This window comes from Pseudomonas fluorescens, assembly GCF_902497745.1.
Lineage (GTDB): Bacteria > Pseudomonadota > Gammaproteobacteria > Pseudomonadales > Pseudomonadaceae > Aquipseudomonas > Aquipseudomonas fluorescens_BM.
Genome location: NZ_CABVHJ010000001.1, coordinates 463,190 through 480,387, shown reverse-complemented (window position 1 = coordinate 480,387; position 17,198 = coordinate 463,190). Strand labels below are relative to the sequence as shown.

Sequence of the window (17,198 nt, the reverse complement as noted above, 5' to 3'; positions counted from 1 at the left end):
CAAGCTTGAACTATAACCCCAATTAAAAGGAAGGTTTTTCTGATAGCGCACAGTTTTCAATATCGCGCAGTAAAAAGATGCCCAGTACGAGGCGGTATCCCCAATGATGCCTCTCGCAGCTTGAGGTAATAGTACGGTAGTGTCAGTATTCAATTTTCACCTCGAAATCATTGAATTTAGTTATTGGTATACCTATAGGTTCTATTTCGCTATGCGCCCAGCCTTCGTACATTTAGCTTATAGTTTCTTTTGAAAAAACGCTTTACAGATTAACGCTAGGCCCGACGTAAGCTATTCGTACTTCACTTATACGTTTAGCGAAGTTTCGTAAAAGCCGTGATGTCTACCGATGAATTCGGCAGCAGCCTAGGACACGCTACTGATTTGCCATCACGCTGTCCACCGCTACTAGTAACCTGTAGCCGCCTGGGCTGACCATCACCTCCTGGCCAATAGTGACGCTTGCCAACGTCCACTTATGGCCGGGAGGTGCAGCTCTCAAACGTCCGCTATTGGCCGAAAGCGGACGTCGGTAGGCGGCAGCTCTTGGCCGTTTTCTGGCTGTCGCGACTGGCAGCAGTAGGTCAACTGTGGATGTCCTACACTGTTTCGGGGCGGGCAGTAGTCCAACACCAACAAGATGGAGCGTGCGGTTATACCCTCCAGCTCGTAATAGCTATACGTATCGACTTTCCGCAGGTCTTAAGGCTGCGGTTGAGCCATGCTGATCGATTTTTCATCATCATGGCGCAAAGGATCAGGCTGACATTCCTTCTGTAGCTTGAGCTAGCAGGTCCTCCACTTGACGCAACCCAGGTGTAGTGGAGAGCATTTCAATTGGGCTTTTGCCTGAAAAGCGAGATTTTGGCTTGGACAGCCAGCTTAAGGCCTTCTCAGTGTCACCAAAAAAGGATTCGGCCACCGCAATTGTGTGCGCCAGCCGAAACAAGTGATCGCTCTCACTGGCGGTCAATCGCTCGCAGTTGGCCACTTTAGTCGTGAGCGCGTCGGCAGGTATGATTTTGTCCTGAGCTTCAACGCTGATGAGCCCAAAGTCGCGCATTGCTGGGATAATGCTCGCCATCAGGCCGGCATCAATCATTTCGTGAATGTGCTGGTAAGTCGCGTCCTCGGGGATGCCGAGCAAAACCTTCATGCGGCTTCGATAATTGCCGTCGGCTTGAGCGCGCGAATGGTTGGGGATTCTGTGAGATCCTTGCGCAGGTTTGCGGATCGGCGTCAGGATGATCGAGTCTCCGACGGTATTGATCGTCAGATCATCCCCGATCGTCAAGCCCATCTCATTAAGCAAGGCGGCTGGCAAATCGACGATGACATCTCCGCTGCCATCGTTGGTGGCCTGAGCCTGAACTTTCCAGCATCCGCTTTGATTCATAACCGGCCACCTAACGTGTCGTCAGAAAAAAGGATATTCAATGCTCGCGCGCGCAGCGGATCCTGTCATGGAGTAAAAGAGCTATAGGAAGTGTTCGACCCGAAATTGCGACAAGCGGTCTATGCAGTATTTGACGTGACTGGTGACGGGGGCGCTGCCACGTGCCGACCCTATCGTTCAATCCTTTCGTGTCCAAGAGTTGTGCACCGGATTCGCGCTGCCGGGAAACTCATTTCAAGCTCAAAAGATCCCTAAGTGTGATTTTCTGTCGGGAGCCGTCACCGAGCAGAACATACAACGTGTTTTTGGTAAAAAAGAGTCCTGCGTCGTCGTAGCTCACTTGGAAGGAGCTACGTACCCAATCTCCAGGATTAAAGCGCGCGCGACTGTCGAGTACGACGCTGCGCGCGTAGACGACCATTGGCTCGAAGCCACGGGAACGAAGAGCATCGCACTCTTCGTCGCAGGCCTCCAGCTCGAGCAGCGTCCAGTTTTGGACTAGGCAAAACGAATAATGCGAAAATTTGTTCTGCACAAAGATGGCAGCATCCTCAGCTGACAGGTCGCAGCCGTTGACGCACTCACCCTGTCCGCTTACGAGTTGCTCGAGTCGTGCGAGGTCCATGTGCGCAATGCCCTCTTGGAGATTGGATATCTATTTCTTTGTGCGTCAACAGTCGTGTTAGAGCAACCGCCGATGTCGTTCAGATTGATGTTGAGAGTGTTTCTTCCATATGTCAAAACGACTCATCAAGGCTTGCTCCGCAGGCTGATGCCGCATTGAACCAGTGGCCGACACCATGCTGACCCAACCCGATCGGTAAAAATCTAACTCTGGTCATGGTTACAAACTAGGAACCAGAATCAGTAAAGTTTCGGAAAATGGATCATTCAGGTGCTGGCGGTAACAACTGGTTTTTCACCCCGTACGCCGCGCTGCCGACTCGCATCTGTTGTGACGATGCTGGCGTCCACGGCAAAGCCATCCCCCTTGAGCAGGCCTGCGTTCATGTAGCGACGCAGCATCTCAATAAACGGCCAGCGAAACAGATCACTGCCCTGAAAACGGCCGTGTTGATTCTTGGAAAATGTCGAGTGATTGCGAGTTCAGAGATAGTAGTCGTCGAGCTTGTTCGACCTTTAGCTAGCTACGTTCGGATGCATTAATGCCTATTCCTGGTCGAGGAGGTCTTGCGGTTTGGAGCGACCCAGCACCTTAGACAGGTATGCTCTGGATTCGGGGTATTGGCTTCGATTTTCCAGGCAAGTCGAGAGCATGGGGATCACGGCGTACAGCTGGGCTATTGTGACCGGACCGCGCTGCGGTAAAGCGATCGAATCGCACGCCGTTTTTAACATGCTCAGTAGCCGATAATCTCGGGCCTCCCAGTCAACAGGGTGTTTGTTCACGTGCGCTGGTTTGGCGAAGGTTCGCTCTTCGGCTATCAGCCAGGCTTTGTCGTTTCGGTAAAGCCAGGCGTAGAGAGAAGGCGTTGTGTTCCTCAAAGCCTGAACGCCCAAGTCAGGATACAAACTGTGCAAATATTGCCACTGACTCCTGTGCTCATCAGTCTCGCGGCAGTGCCTCGCCTTAAGTGCCATGGCGTAGGTCGCTGGATGGGCACGTAGTAGCTTATTGATCGTGGAAACAGAGATTTGGAACTCGTCACAAAGCACCTGTTTAGAAACGCCTTCAGCCAGTTTTGAAAGCAGATTTTCCTTGAGCTTGCCTTTTAGTCGTTTGGGCCTGAGAGCATTTTTGGCTGGAGGGATTGATAGCGAGACTCGCTTATCAGGCGCCCGCGATGGAGTGCTCGCCACTTGCTGAGTTGATCTGGCCACTTCAGCTTCGTAGGCCTCTAGGAACGAGTGCAGGTCATCAAATAGCCAATCAATCAAAATCAGATGTTTCAGAGGATGAATACTTCTGCGGGGGGTACGGACAAGCTGGTTCACAAATGACTCTGAGCTTTTTTTGTCTGCAGGCAATGATTCAAAAAGATGAAAGCGGCGAAGCGCCTCTGTGCGGTCGAGCAGTGATACAGATCTGCTCTCGTGGAGAACAGCTGTGCGATAGGCCGCGGCGACGGCGCGAGGTTCGAAGGACGTCGCTCGGCCGATGGATGCTAGGTCGATGACATTGTCCGCCAAAGCCAAAAAAACTGGACGTGACCAGAGTTTTTGAGATGAGCCCTGTTCGATCAAGAATTCTTCGGTAGGTAGCGACCATTCGAACCGACCCGACCACCGTCTACTTTTGGTAGATGCCATGAGCCAAGTTTGATGGCGGGGACAGATCATCACACCTGGATATTGGTGTTTGAGGTGCCAGTACGCTATGCCATGCGCGTGCACATCCTCGCGCATACAGCACGGACATGCTTTCAACGGGTGTTCAGCGCCAAAGCCGCTTGATACCAAGCCAAGTCGATATTTAATTGAATCAAGGCGATCGCTTTTTACAGTTCTTATCGCGTCTTCAATTTTAACTTTATTTTGAAATGGAACAAATAGCGGGAGTATTGTGTGATTAAGAAGAATAGATTCTGCGCTGCCCCAGTAGTCGAACCCATTTCGTTCTAACGTTGAAATTCCGCAGGGGATATCATGTTTTATAAATTGTCGACGCAGGCCCAACACTGCGTTGGATGTCGTCGCAGCGTTTACGTTACCCATCACCAGATGCTGACGACTGCATAAACTGAACAGTGTTTCGTCGGGTAGCCAGTCCAGTCGAGGGAATGGCCCTGTCACCCATTCCTGACCTGAAGCGGCGCTCATGCGACCTCCTATGTGGGGTCAGAAGAGATTAGTATATCGGCCGGCATCTCGTGCTTTGTATCCATTTGGCCTAAACAGCGGATGATTATTCACTAATCCGAGGGCTCATAACCGTAGGCATCTACCGCTAGATTTTAATTTCTTTATCATCTAGGAGTGCCAGTTTTTAGCCGTCCAGGCACCGAAATTACTGGAAATTCAGCATGAATTCGCCGTCGGAGGCGGAACTTAGCTGATTTATTCCGGTTGTCAATTGCCATTTTTCGGCGTTACCATGCAGCGTTAAGTAACGGTTACTAAAGGCATTACTGGGACTGGAAGTGCACGGTAAACAAGCGATCAAAACTCTGCCGTAATTAACGGAGAGGCAGCTGCCAAAGTGCGGACATCTAAAATTAGATAGTTGCTGGCCTATTAATCAGGCCCTGAGGAAAGCAAAAATGGAAACCGGATAGAAGACCCAGGAGCCAGATAGACAAAGGCCCAAGTGTGACCTTGGGCCTCTGAGGATAAGTCAGCTTTCGACACCTGACTTATCCATTGTCCATTCACTAGCGTAGGGCGTCAAGCCCTGCACGGCTCCGCTCATCCCGAGGAAAGTAAATTGCGCGTGATGCGGCCATCGGTGGGCCTGCGCGCTATTGGACTACTTATTCATCCGATTCAGGAGGGCTGTTATACGTTGCCTGCTAAGGATGAATGAACGATGGATTAAATTTGTGGATTTTAAAAAGTCTTTACTTCGCATTATAGGTCGGCAGGGCAGCTTCAAATGGGGGGATAACTACTTATCCGGAATTTACGCAGTTCCTGGTGAGGCTCCCAAGGGTTCTCGTATTTGCCGCCTTAATAGCAGGAAGCTTGGCCGAGCACTGCATCTTCTTTCTACACCTGAAAGGATCTTCGCCCAACTGGCTCTTTATAATCCCGATGTATTTGAGTTGCACGAGCAGAAGATGCTCAGCCCAATTCCACACGTTCATCCACTTCAAGGGCACCCCTTAGCTGCTGGACTGGAACTGCTGCCAGTGAAGGGAACATCTTTAGTAGCAGAGGAAATCAGGCTCAAACACGCGACTGTAGTCGTGACGTACGGTGATGGTGAGCGCCAGAGGGTTCCCCATCCCTACCTGGGCGATCTGCTTCTCTATATTCAACCGCAAGGCTCAGTCCCCTACGCTGTGAATTGGACAGTGAAGTTGAGCGCGATGGATTTTCATGAGGTCGCTCGGGGAAGCTTGAAGAGCCTAGCGAAACAGAAAGACGACCGCGAGAAAGCTCGCTTGCGTCATGCCTTGGAGGAGGCGTACTACCATAGTGCAGGTATCAGGACTGTCAGGGTTTCTAGGGACCTGCTGGACCCAGTTTTGGTGGCCAACTTGGACCTTCTATATGGCTATCATGATCGCGAAATCAGCCTCGAATCTAATCTTCTTGAGGACTTCTCGCACGATGTCGGTGACTGCGTCGCTCATGGGAGGCCAGTAGCGTCTGTTGCCTTAACGTACGGTCAGCGGTGGGGCCGGCGTGATCTGTTTCTGACGAAGATCTACAAAGACATATGGGAGCGCAAGCTACAGGTCAGTTTGTTTGACCCGATTCTAATCAATCATCCATTGGTGACGGATGCGCCGGATGTTTTGCAAGTCTATGGCTCACTTTTTGCCGGACTGCCCAAATGATCACTGGCTCCAAGCTGAAAGCACCTGAGGGATTTAAAGGGCTGACGAAGGATGTCGAGTACTATTTCCTTGCAAGTGACGGCAAGGCAAACAGGGCGCGCCTTGTATTTTTTGATGAAAAAGGCACCACTGCGAGCTTGCTAACGTTTTCCCGGCCTGAATTTGATCTGGCTTTGACCAATGGTGATCTTGTCGAATGTGGCAGTGACGCCACACCTCCCTGGTTGAAGGCCATCAGCGGCATTTCAGTGGATCAATTGGAAAAAGATCGAGTTAGGCCGAAGAAAAGCTACGATGAAATGGTTAACAAGCGTTACCTCGCCATAGCTAATCTGGTCGAAGATGCGGAGCATATTCTCTCGAGCGACAAGCCTGAATCGATTATCAACGCCTATGCCGATCAGCAGTCCCCCAAATTGGTTGGAGCCCGGTTGAGGTTTTGGTTTTTTACCTATCTGGTGTTCGGCCGCTCGAAATGGGCGCTTATGCCCAATTTCGGCCGCTGCGGGAAAGGCAAAAGGTCACAAGGAGCAGACGGGAAAATATTGGGAAGGCCGCCTAAGTCGGGACTAAAGTCCAGATTCCCTGCCACGCCCGAAATGCAAGCTTCTATCGTAAATGGATTCATTAAATACAATGATAAAACCAAAACTGACGCTGAGATCTTTGGTGACGTGCTGGTGGGTGAGTTCGGTTGTTTTCCTTTAACAACATCGAAAGGAAAAAAGAAGTTCTATCAACCCGACGGGAAGCCATTTCCCACAAAAGGGCAGTACGATTACTATCTTGGTCAGGTGATAAGCACCAAGGCGTATAGGAAAGCACGTAGAGGTCCGAGCGGGGCTCGAGCGAAGTCCGGTTTTATTGGAAGTTTTTCTCATGACTTGGTCAATGTAAATCAACTTGTTGAGTTTGACGGTTATAACCCTAAAGGCAAGATATCTGGCTTGCTCGAAGGATCCGCTATAGATTCGGCCTGTGTGGTTCGGGGAGTATGTGGTCAGTCTGGAGCCGTCGTCGCCTTGGGATTCTCCGAAAACAAAGAGAACATGGAAGCTTACCGAATGGCCCTTTTTTCGATGGCCATTAGTAAGGTCAAATTTGCCTCATTGTTCGGATTGATCATTAGAGAAGAAGAATGGCCCACTTACGGTTTGCCGCAAAACATTGTCTTCGACCGTGGGCCCGGCTCTACCATGGGCGTACCGATCCGTTCAGAAGCAGTCGCTCGTGGCGAAATGATGAGTTGGTTATCCAGGCTTGAGCTGACTCCTACCCACTCGGGTCAGTCGAAAGCGACGGTTGAATCGTCACACCCTCGGACCAAGTCTGACAATGACCAGCCAACGCATTTTCATAGCTCGCTCAACTTTGTCGAAATGTCCAAACGGCATATTCTTCAAGCTATTTACGATAACCATGCTTCAGATGCTGAGGGGAAGATGACGCCTGATATGTTTGAGGTGGGCTTCAGTCCAACCCCACATAATATTTACAAGTTCTATAGTGATCTTGGCTATGATGCGGGAACGGAAGTTAGCTTTGACTACGCCGTGCGAGAATTCCTGACTCCTCATCCGGCGCACATCAAAAGGAGCGGGGTTTATTTTTATGGCCGCAAGTACAACTCTTCAAAGCTGATTGATACCGAAGTTTTTGACAGGATTGCGCTCAATGGCCAGATATCTGTCACAGCGTACGTGATGACCATGTGTGTCAGACATATCTGGATCGAGTTAGAAGGCGTCTTGTACGAACTCGACTTTGTAAAGCCGGCGAGCGTTCACCCCAGCAGTGTCGACATTTCGCTGTCGGATCTTCAAGTGCTCAATGAGAATCGGCTGCGCGGCAAGGCGCAGCTTCGTGAAGAACAACCCGCGATTCTCCAGGATCGCAATGCCCAGTTTCTTCACGCAACAGGCAAAGCCTGGGACAGTGGTACTCGCAAGCTGGGGCGTCCTGCGAAGGGCGGAGCGGCCGAGCGTGATGCCGCTGACCAGAAGCGGTTGATGGGGAAAGGCCATGACTAACATCTTTTCTACGCGCTTTGACGGACCGGACACGCTGGCTGATATCCGACGGTTGGTTACCGTGCGTCCTGATCCGGTGACCGGTCTTGAGGAGTTGAGCCCCGCATTGGCCGCTGAGCGTTTGTCAAAGGCCCTGAAGACGATTTTTCTTCCCAACCAGTTTTCTTTGGACTTCATCAAAGACAATGTTGATCGTGCGCGCAGCTTTTCCGCCGGGAGTTTTTCCACTGACCAGCAATATCAGCGGCGGCTATATCATCCCCCTGAGGATGAGGCGTTTCCTATATGCCTCACCGGCCTTGCTGGCGTTGGGAAGAGCCAAACTATCAGTGCGCTGATGAAAGTAATGCCTGGACCTGCGCCTTATTCATCCGCCCATTACCATGAACCACATACCTTAATTTCGTACTGGTACGCCAGCGCACGGGGTAAGGCTGGCGGCAGGCAGTTGTTGGAAGACTTCCTCGGCGGCGACGCGACGGGAGTTAGAGCGAACACGTCAAAGCTGCTGACAGAGTGCCGGCGTAGGGTCAATCGTGACGGGGTGTCACTAATGATGCTCGAAGAGATGCAGCATCAGAGCACTGGTCAAGGCGTAGCCCGGGTTACCGATATCCTCCTCACCATGGCAGGGCTTGGGGTCCCGATGATCTATGTGGCGAACTACAGCTTGGGTCACAAATTGTTGACGAGGAACAGTGAGGACAAGCAACGGCTTCTTTCCGATCCCCGCGTAATGCTGCCGGACCATCCTGACTCGAAGACTTGGGAGGAATATGTTGGTGAATGTATCCGGGTTACTGGGCAGCGTGTATCTGCAGATCCAGCCGCACTCAAGCATGAGCTGTATCGGTGTACGTTCGGAATAAAGCGTTTGACAGTGCATCTGATCAAAACGGCTTACCTTGAAGCACGCGCAGAACATCGCTATACGGTCGGTATTGAGGATATCAACAGAGCATATCTCTCAGCCTCCTACTCCAGCAGCAGGCGCGACGTCGAGGATCTATTCCTCCTCAACCTTCAGAGATGTAAACCCGGTTTCAGATCCGACCTTCGTTGTCCGTTCCCCGTTCCGGTCCAATCGAACGTCTTAGCCTTCACTAAGCAAGATCGTGCCGCCCGGGTCAGCGAGAAGATTTTCGTCGCAGCATTGACGGTCGAGGAGCGTAAGAACTTCGAGCAGATCTATCCACCAGGTTCAGCTTCCAATCCTTCTTCGAAGCCAGAGCGTCAGAAGAAACCGGCTTTACCTAAGCAAACTCGGGAGGGCTTAGAGGATGCGTACAGCCGGCTGCTATTCGAGTCTAAGGGGGAGCCTAAGCCTCGAGGGCCTGCAAAGTAAGCGCTGTGAAAGCAATCGCACACACTGAGCTTTATCTCGAGGGTGTCGCCTGCCATAGCGCAGGCAACACTTGCGCGGCCTAGCCCATCAGCATCAATTCGTTTTGAGCCCTCAGGCAGCCGAGTTCAACGGCTATGCCAGCGCGCAGCAGACGAGCCTTACATTATGAAAGCAGCTGATCGCTTTGTTTTGGGCTCATAAAGGCGTGTTGCTGCTTCCAGTCAATGCTGGAAGGCGACTTACCTGCGCGCAGTGGGTATAGCCAGGACGCCTTACTGCAGTGCTTGAGATCAAGGTAATAATTGGGGTGGTGGTCCCACATCGCAGATTCATCAATCGGCGCTTCACAGTTGTATTCGTTGAACTGCAAGTTTTGATTCTCATTAAGAAAGTTGACGAAACCTTCTAGGCAGCTATGGCCACCGCCACCCATACGACCATTTAGATAAAAGCGCCCGCTATACCCTGCGGCAATGCTTAGTTTGTCGTCCTTGCATCTGAACATCAGTAAGGTACCGTCATGCCGGCTTAAATTACCTTCGGCATCCTCAGGGGGGCAAAGTCGGACCAGCTTGATATTGTTACCAGTGCCTCTGCTAGCAGGCTCGAAAAACTCGCGATAGTCCTTGCCAATTTCTGGGTATGGAAACATAGAGCTAGAGCCACTGATAAGCCACTCCAGACTGCACCCGTAGCGGTCGGCAATACGTCTCGCCAAATCAAATGGCAGCGCTTCACGACCGTCGATGCAGTTCATTAGCGTTGCCGGCGACGGTTCCCCCAAGGCCAAGGCCAAGTGAGGCAAATCGCTGCGCTCGCTCCAGGAAAAAACGTTGTCTTCGCGCAAGCGCGCAAATAGCTTTTGCAATCGCTGGCCTGTAGAGCGCTGCCAGGATTCGCACAAGGAGGCCGCCCCAGGCTCGGGCGCTTTGAGAGATTCAAGGTAGCGCGCCAGACCAAACCGGGTTTCCCCCTCTAGCGAGCGTTCATGCCTAGCAGCTGACTGTAGCAGCAGCTGGTGCAAGTTATCAGGAAAATCGCGAACGCTTAATCTGGCCATGGACGATACTCGCTGTCATTTTGAGGGCATTTTGCTTGCTTGTCGGCATAATAGCGACAAAATGACGGTATGCACTACCTTTTATGATTTGGCTTGGATAACCGCCTTGGTGGGGCCAATAGCAGATCGAGTGAGAGGCGGGTTTGCGTCCGCCGTACTCTTGCCGAGGTCTATGCCGAATTTATCCGATTGCCAGCTCACTGCTGCACTTCCAAAGTGGCGTAACGCCCGGACTTGCAACGTTTTGAGAGTTGCTCTATGTCAGTGACATCACGGCCTTAAGGGCAATTCCGAGTCAGCGCAAACATATGGCGGCCGTAGTGCTCCAGACGCCTTGAGCCGATTTATGGTCGGGAATGATCAGTACTTGACCAATGTCAGATATAGATACAAGCTTCTGACATTAAAGAAAGTCGCGAGAGTTGCTTATTTCTATGAAGACCCTCCCTGAATCGATCGTAGAGCACAGCCGACGTCTGCCTGAGGGCGGCTTGATGAGCGCCAAGGAGTTTCTGCACTTGGGAAGCCGGGCCGCCGTAGACCAGGCGCTGTCACGATTGGCGAAGGCTGGGCGGCTTATCCGTGCGACTCGTGGGCTTTACCTAGCGGCCATCACCGATCAAGGTAGGTATCTAGCGCCAGCGATAGACAAGGTTGTCAGTGCTCTAGCCTCGAAAAATCAGGAACAGATCGTCCTTGATGGGGCGCGTTCCGCAAAGATGCTGGGCCTGTTGGCGCAGGTGCCCCGTGGGGACGCGTTTCTCACCAATGGGCGCGCTCGGACGCTTCAAGTGGGAGAAGTAACGGCTGAGATCAGACACGCCCCCCACTGGATGTTAGCGCTTGGTTCCACGACCGCCGGTGCTGTAATTCGAGCCTTGGCTTGGTTGGGAGAGCGGCGTATAGGTGAGGTAATGGAAGCGCTGCGTAAACAGCTGACTCCCAGCGACTGGCATGCGTTGAGCTCGGTGCGGTCGATATTGCCATCTTGGATGGCTCTTGCAATCGGTCGAGAGGTGGGATGACAGGTTGCAGCTCGGCGGAATTTCGGGAGGGGCCATTTAAGACCACCCCCACATGAACTAGGCTACGCCGCCATGCAAATGCCCGGCTCCAAGTGTTAGCACGTGTGTCTACAGGTGTTGAATTGGGAATGGAGTGCCTGATTATGAAAATCAAAATGCGAGAAAAGTTATTGGTAATTATGTAGTCGTGACAGGAGAGTCAAAGTCTATATGGGTATGTAAATCAATAACTTAGAAGGTGGTGATTATGGCAAATGGTAAAATTCTCCGTCAGTTGTTCCGAGCAGGAACCGCTGGCGATGCCGATGCGTTTCGTCTTGCCTCTAAAGCAGTTATCGAGGAGGAGCGGCAGAAGCAGCATCACCTTCTGGCTAACGATCTGGAGCAAATCCTCTACGGCAGCGATTTGAATCTCAAGTCATCCAGTAATGCGTCTCGAGTTCACTACGACGTACCCGTAGACAAGGAGCGTGGTTTACCACTTCTTGATATAAGAACTCCAAAGCGGTCTCTTGATGAAGTGATACTCCCGCCCGGCAGTTCTGCTGCATTGGAGGAAATCCTCGAGGAGAACAGGCGTGCTGATGTGCTGCGCAGCTATGGCATGAAGCCCGCAGGCAAGGTGATCTTCTTCGGCCCGCCCGGCTGCGGAAAGACGCTAGCCGCAGAGGTCGTAGCCTTCGAACTTGATCGACCTTTGGCGATCGTCCGCTTGGATGCATTGGTGTCCTCTTTCTTAGGCGAAACGGCAGCCAACCTACGTAAGGTCTTCGATTTTATTGCCCAACATCCGTTTGTTGTTCTCTTCGATGAGTTTGATGCAATCGGTAAGGAGCGTGGTGATAGTGGCGACCATGGCGAACTAAGACGTGTTGTGAACGCGGTCCTTCAGATGATGGACTCATACGAAGGTCTTAGTTTGATCCTGGCGGCTACCAACCATGAAAATATCTTAGACTCTGCCATTTGGCGGCGATTCGATGAGTCGATCGAGTTTCCGCTTCCGGATGAAAAGCAGTTGAAGGAGATCTTGTTGCTCAAACTGCGAGGGATCCGTCGTCAATTCGAGATTGACGACAAAGAAGTATTGAAGGAGTTTAAAGGTAAGAGCGGCGCGGATATCGAGCGGGTTATCCGCCGCGCCGCCAAACGGATGATCCTGCGAGAGCAAGAGTTTCTGACCATCAAGGAGCTAAAAAGCGCCCTTGTTCGGGAGGACCTCAGAAAGTCCTAAAACATAAACCTTCAGGGAAGAAGCAGTGGCGACCTACAAGCATCTGAGCATTGCACGGGAAGTTCTAGATAACTCGCGTCGGACCAAAAGCTCCCCTCACTTCGTCACTCGCGAAGATCGACGTGGTCACGGTCAAAAGCTCAACGGTTACTTCGCCACAGCGGAGGGGCTGGCCAAGAAACAAATCGGCTCGTCAGACAAATCCCCTTACGTTCTAAAGCTGGAGTACGAGGGCGCATTGACCTTCGCCAACCTGAATACGCATGGGTTGGAGTTTATCAGCCAAGAAGGCAAGCAACTCTGCGTAGTGTTCGCGAGCGAAGAAGGTTTGGCCAAATTTACCGCCCATCTGCAAAATCTGGGTGTCATGGACGCCAACTTGACCCATCGCCAGATTCTCGAGGCTATTGCAGGTGTTGATGCGTGGTCCGCAGAAGATCGGAAGAGTTGGGCTCTTAAGAATATTGGGTTGCCAGACACCCCCACCTTCAAGCTCGATGTCGAACTGTGGCCTATCCAGGTGGCGCATCACCCAAGTCGTGTTCAGCTCACGACCTCTTTCGAGACCTGGCTAGCCGCCGAGCACATCAAGAAGCTCGACAGAATCAATCTGGACAGCTTGCTCATGTACCGGGTCGAGGTCACTCCGGAGCAAGCACAGTTGCTGCTTAACCAGCGCGATGTTCGCCTAGTGGACCTCATTCCAGCCACTGGCATCAGCATTCAACAGCTGAACCGAGACATCAATGAGCTGCCTCTCAACATCCCGCCACCACCTAATGACGCAGCCCGCGTCTGCATTCTAGACAGCGGCATCAACGGGAATCATCCCCTGCTGAAGCCGGCAATGGCTGAGAGCGCCTCATTTGTTGATGAAGAGGGGGATGCAGATGAAGCGGGTCACGGCACCGCTGTGGCCGGCGTTGCCCTGTATGGCGACGTGGAGGGTTGTAACAACTCGAATTTCTGGAAGCCGGAGTTCTGGCTCTTCAATGGAAAAGTCATGAAGAAATGTCCGCATACAGGTAATGCGGTCTACGACGAGCTCACACTGGAGGTGTCGCTGACGAAGGCTGTAGAGCATTTCGTCGAACTCGGCTGCCGGATCTTCAACCTCTCGCTGGGCAACAATAATGCTCCCTACGATGGTGCGCATGTCAGAGGGCTAGCCTATATCCTGGATGTCCTTTCCAGGCGCTACAACATCTTGTTCGTTGTCTCTACGGGCAATTTCTGTGGCTCCGAAACCCCACCAGTCCCAACCAACAGTTGGCGCGAAGAGTACCCGGAGTACCTAATCGCTGCCCAGAGCGCCATCATCGACCCCGCACCTGCAATGATGGTGTTGACGGTGGGGAGCATCTCCCGACACAACTCTACGATTGATAGCCAGAAGTATCCGGAGATTTACCACCTTTCACCTGCATCGGAAAACCAACCATCTCCCTTCACTCGGCACGGCCCGTCGGTAAAAGGGGCGATCAAGCCCGAGCTCGTTGCGGCCGGCGGCAATCTCGCCAGTCCTATGAGGCAAGCAAACGCGCAGTGGGCGCCACACATGCGGGGTTTGGGTGTGTTAACGCTCAACCACCAGTGGAGGGGGAATACCGTCTTTAAGGAGGTCAGCGGAACGAGCTTAGCGGCGCCGTACATTACTCACCTAGCCGGGCGCCTGCTGAACGCGTACCCAACGGCGTCAGCGAACATGCTTCGCGCAATGTTGGTCAATCAGGCTTATCTGCCGGATGCGGTCACCTCGACGTTTTCTGAGGAGTTTCGAAAGAGCTACAAGAAGGCGAAGGCCACCTGGAACCGTGACGTAGAAAGGGATGTGGCCGGCTATGGAGTGGTGAGTGAGGCTGATCTTTTCAGGTCTTCCGATAATGTCGTGGTGTTGATGTCAGAGGAAACCATCGAAAACGACGGATGCCAATTCTTTGAACTGCCGTTGCCGGAGGACTATTTACGTTCCGCTCGAGGGACGCGAGAGCTTTCAATAACACTGGCTTACTCGCCAGTAGTCCGGACTACCCGGATTGAGTATCTGGCTACCCAGATTTATTACCGCTTGGTCACAGGTACCTCGCTGGAGGAGGTACAGAAACACTTTAGCCAGGAGATGAAAAAGACGACGGAGGTACTCAAAGAAGCCAGGGATACAAATCGCGACATTCCCGCCCAAATGAGAAACCACGGTACGGTTCAGTCTTCTCGCTGGACGTTCAAACAAGGAAAACCTGGCGAGAAGTGGTTTGTGGTCGTAGTCAGGCAAGATCGTGACTGGAATCCGTCGGCCGCAGAAAAGGAACAGTACTCGCTGGTAGTTACGGTGGCCGACCGAGACAACGAGCGGGCTCAGCTCTACACCCAAATCCAGACGCGAATAGATCAGCAGGCTGTGGTCAGGGAGCAGCAAAGGGCCAAAATGACTGCCGTTCGATTACAGAATCGAGGGTGATCAGCATTCGATGTGATTCCTCTCCAGTATGTATCCCCTAAGCCTGCGGGATAATGTGATCTCCGGCGGATTCTTAGGGCCAGCTCCCTGGCTCGCTGGATGAATCTATGATGGGTAACGAATGACAACTTCCGCTGCGCTCCTTGCGGGCCAGGAAGTGACATCCTATCAGCATGACGGGTTTTTCCAGTAGCGAGTCTCTACTTGACCAGCTGTAACACTTGGTGACCGTAGCTGGAGGATTTAGGTTCGCCGTGTATCGATGCCGCCGCTACAAACCGAACCAAAGCTGATTGAAGCGATAACCATCGAAACACAATGGAATGAGAACATGGATTTGTTGAATGTCGCCCGTGCTTTCCGCGAAGCGCTTGATGTGCAAAAGCGCGATGGAACGCTACCGGTTCATATGCAGATATTCCTTTACTGCTGTGGGGTTATTTCAGAGCTACTGGGTCGATACTTAAACGACTCGGGCGTGCATGCTGAATGGGTCTGTGGATCCGGTCATGCCTGGTTGGAGTGTGAAGGCATCGTTATCGACATCACCGGCGACCAGTTCGAAGGTAGGCCAGCGGTCTACGTCGGGGCCCAAGACGACTGGTATCGGTCACTAGGTGAGTCATCCCGAGGGTTAGCAACTCGCTTAAAAAACGGCCTTCATTACGGCGATGAAAGCGTTGTGCTTCGTGAAGTGATGCGCAGAGTTCATTTGCAGCTACGAAGCGAATAGGAAAAATCCGCTGCACGCCAAGGCCCTTCACTGGGTCTTCTGCAATACCAGAGCACGGTTGTCGTGGTCAGATAAGAAGGAAAAAATAGTATGTCGATTAAGGCATTGCAGGATGTATGGGACAGGCAGTTCCCGCTTTTGAATGATCGCGTCAAAACTAGTTGGATAGGACAACTCAATTACATCCAAGGAGCCAGCACAGAGGCTGAAGTAAATGAGGCCGGGCATATGGCCAAAGGTTTTGTGGCTGCGTTGGCGTACGCTGATCTGGTAGATGAAGAAGGTGCAGAACTCATGGGAAAAACGCTTTTGCGTGTCGGGAATGATTCCTTTGCTCGAATTCGTGCTACCGGCATCGTCGGCCAGCCACAACGGAAATAACTATGGCAACGATTAAAACGGACGACTCAAGCCTTTAAACGATGCTGCTTAAAAGGCTTTTCGAGATTGGATCGAGGCTGGAGACGTGCAGGCTAAAGCACGTGAGCGTCGAAATGTTGAGGCGAAAAACGAGCGAAGGCCGCAGCTGGAAGATACGAGCAGATCCACGATCAGGCGGCGCAGTCTTTGGCTGCACAGGTGAACTCTGTTCTCGCCAGGTTCGGCTTGGAATATCGGCAGTAGAAGGAAATTCAGTATGAAGATGACAATAGACGAAATTCCCAACGGTGTTTTTGATGTATACGACGGTAATGGAAGCGTAATCGCCAGGCTTGAGTTTGGTGCCTATCTGTCCATGGATGCCGCCGTACGCCGGTTCGTACCAACAAACGGAAAGGTGGAAGGTGATTTGCTTAAAGGCTTGATTATTGAAGGGATCGCCGGTCGTTTCGTATCAAGTGACGATCAAATTTTTCTGATCACAGAAATCGACCAGTTCGAGATTCGGAAATTTCCATAGAAAATCTATGTTTACCGGGGTGCTATTTCCAAATCGCCTTAAAGGAAGCTGCTGAAATCGAGATAGGCAGATCTCCATCCGATTTCGATATTCGGCATGGTCAACTGACAACGGTTGAAAGGCGTGCGGGGGATCTTGGTAAGCCCTCCGGCGTAAACACTCCTTGGACAATTGATCATGTGCCCAAATCTTTCTGAAGAAGAAATGCGTCAAGCCTTGTTTGGATCTGCCGAAGCAGTTTCATCGCCTGTTCCTACAGGGGGACAGGAGGAGAGCTTTGCTTCAGCTCCATCGCGTCGCAAGCCAGTAGCAAAACAAAAGGTGTCAGGATCGGTCGGTCCCAAAGTGGTGGTCACCTTGCGAGTAGGTATTGAGTTTGAGGGAACGACTGAGTTGTTCATCCATGAGGCGCACACCTTGAGCACGCTCCAAGCCGAGATAGAGGCAACGAATGCCGCTCGCAAGAAATTTAGATACATAGAGTTGGTTTCGGTCAAACCCGCGGGCTAATGCTATCCTCGAGGGATGATGCGTATGAACAATTCCCCCAGCC

At 51.9% G+C, this 17,198-nt stretch carries 14 protein-coding genes and 1 pseudogene; 10 read left to right on the top strand and 5 right to left on the bottom strand.

Features of this window, described 5'->3' with window-relative positions; translation table 11 throughout:
* Window positions 1–757: 757 nt before the first annotated feature.
* The 4 genes and pseudogenes from F8N44_RS02255 to F8N44_RS02240 form a co-directional block, all read right to left on the bottom strand.
* Window positions 758–1,396 (bottom strand): antitoxin Xre/MbcA/ParS toxin-binding domain-containing protein, encoded by a 639-nt coding sequence (locus tag F8N44_RS02255; protein ID WP_224794718.1) that lies wholly within the window; start codon window positions 1,394–1,396, stop codon window positions 758–760.
* Window positions 1,397–1,625: 229 nt separating this feature from the next.
* Window positions 1,626–2,021, bottom strand: coding sequence for a DUF6957 family protein (locus tag F8N44_RS02250; protein WP_150649142.1), 396 nt, complete (start codon window positions 2,019–2,021; stop codon window positions 1,626–1,628).
* A 290-nt stretch (window positions 2,022–2,311) separates the two neighbouring features.
* A pseudogene (locus F8N44_RS31555) lies at window positions 2,312–2,497 on the bottom strand (IS5/IS1182 family transposase); the annotation flags it as partial.
* 69 nt (window positions 2,498–2,566) lie between these two features.
* The gene (locus F8N44_RS02240) at window positions 2,567–4,177 is read right to left on the bottom strand and encodes a TnsD family Tn7-like transposition protein (protein WP_150649141.1); all 1,611 of its coding nucleotides are present in this window, start codon (window positions 4,175–4,177) and stop codon (window positions 2,567–2,569) included.
* A gap of 719 nt (window positions 4,178–4,896) precedes the next feature.
* Between F8N44_RS02240 and F8N44_RS02235 the strand changes: the two genes are divergently transcribed.
* Genes F8N44_RS02235 through F8N44_RS02225 form a run of 3 tightly spaced genes read left to right on the top strand, consistent with a single transcriptional unit; the run spans window position 4,897 to window position 9,234 of the window.
* Entirely contained in the window at window positions 4,897–5,859 is a 963-nt protein-coding gene (locus F8N44_RS02235; protein ID WP_224794717.1) for a hypothetical protein, read from the top strand.
* The gene (locus F8N44_RS02230) at window positions 5,856–7,889 is read left to right on the top strand and encodes a transposase (RefSeq protein ID WP_150649140.1); all 2,034 of its coding nucleotides are present in this window, start codon (window positions 5,856–5,858) and stop codon (window positions 7,887–7,889) included. The genes F8N44_RS02235 and F8N44_RS02230 overlap by 4 nt, the downstream gene beginning before the upstream one ends.
* Complete coding sequence (locus F8N44_RS02225; protein ID WP_150649139.1) at window positions 7,882–9,234, top strand: transposase; 1,353 nt, start codon at window positions 7,882–7,884, stop codon at window positions 9,232–9,234. The genes F8N44_RS02230 and F8N44_RS02225 overlap by 8 nt, the downstream gene beginning before the upstream one ends.
* A gap of 163 nt (window positions 9,235–9,397) precedes the next feature.
* Here F8N44_RS02225 and F8N44_RS02220 read toward each other — a convergent pair whose 3' ends face one another.
* On the bottom strand, window positions 9,398–10,294 hold the full coding sequence (locus tag F8N44_RS02220) for a FitA-like ribbon-helix-helix domain-containing protein (protein ID WP_150649138.1): 897 nt from the start codon (window positions 10,292–10,294) through the stop codon (window positions 9,398–9,400).
* A 434-nt stretch (window positions 10,295–10,728) separates the two neighbouring features.
* On the opposite strand from F8N44_RS02220, the gene F8N44_RS31550 reads away from it, so the two are divergent.
* The 7 genes from F8N44_RS31550 to F8N44_RS02185 all read left to right on the top strand — a co-directional run bounded on the left by F8N44_RS31550 (window position 10,729) and on the right by F8N44_RS02185 (window position 17,155).
* Window positions 10,729–11,319 (top strand): DUF6088 family protein, encoded by a 591-nt coding sequence (locus tag F8N44_RS31550; protein ID WP_150649137.1) that lies wholly within the window; start codon window positions 10,729–10,731, stop codon window positions 11,317–11,319.
* Between the two features lie 247 nt (window positions 11,320–11,566).
* The gene (locus tag F8N44_RS02210) at window positions 11,567–12,553 is read left to right on the top strand and encodes an AAA family ATPase (protein ID WP_150649136.1); all 987 of its coding nucleotides are present in this window, start codon (window positions 11,567–11,569) and stop codon (window positions 12,551–12,553) included.
* A gap of 25 nt (window positions 12,554–12,578) precedes the next feature.
* Window positions 12,579–15,011 carry a S8 family peptidase gene (locus F8N44_RS02205; RefSeq protein WP_150649135.1) on the top strand — a complete coding sequence of 811 codons (2,433 nt, stop codon included), beginning with the start codon at window positions 12,579–12,581 and terminating at the stop codon, window positions 15,009–15,011.
* A 331-nt stretch (window positions 15,012–15,342) separates the two neighbouring features.
* Window positions 15,343–15,744 carry a hypothetical protein gene (locus F8N44_RS02200; protein ID WP_150649134.1) on the top strand — a complete coding sequence of 134 codons (402 nt, stop codon included), beginning with the start codon at window positions 15,343–15,345 and terminating at the stop codon, window positions 15,742–15,744.
* Window positions 15,745–15,834: 90 nt separating this feature from the next.
* Window positions 15,835–16,125 (top strand): hypothetical protein, encoded by a 291-nt coding sequence (locus F8N44_RS02195; protein ID WP_150649133.1) that lies wholly within the window; start codon window positions 15,835–15,837, stop codon window positions 16,123–16,125.
* Between the two features lie 256 nt (window positions 16,126–16,381).
* Window positions 16,382–16,645 carry a hypothetical protein gene (locus F8N44_RS02190; protein ID WP_150649132.1) on the top strand — a complete coding sequence of 88 codons (264 nt, stop codon included), beginning with the start codon at window positions 16,382–16,384 and terminating at the stop codon, window positions 16,643–16,645.
* Window positions 16,646–16,822: 177 nt separating this feature from the next.
* The gene (locus tag F8N44_RS02185; protein WP_150649131.1) at window positions 16,823–17,155 is read left to right on the top strand and encodes a hypothetical protein; all 333 of its coding nucleotides are present in this window, start codon (window positions 16,823–16,825) and stop codon (window positions 17,153–17,155) included.
* Window positions 17,156–17,198 lie beyond the last annotated feature (43 nt).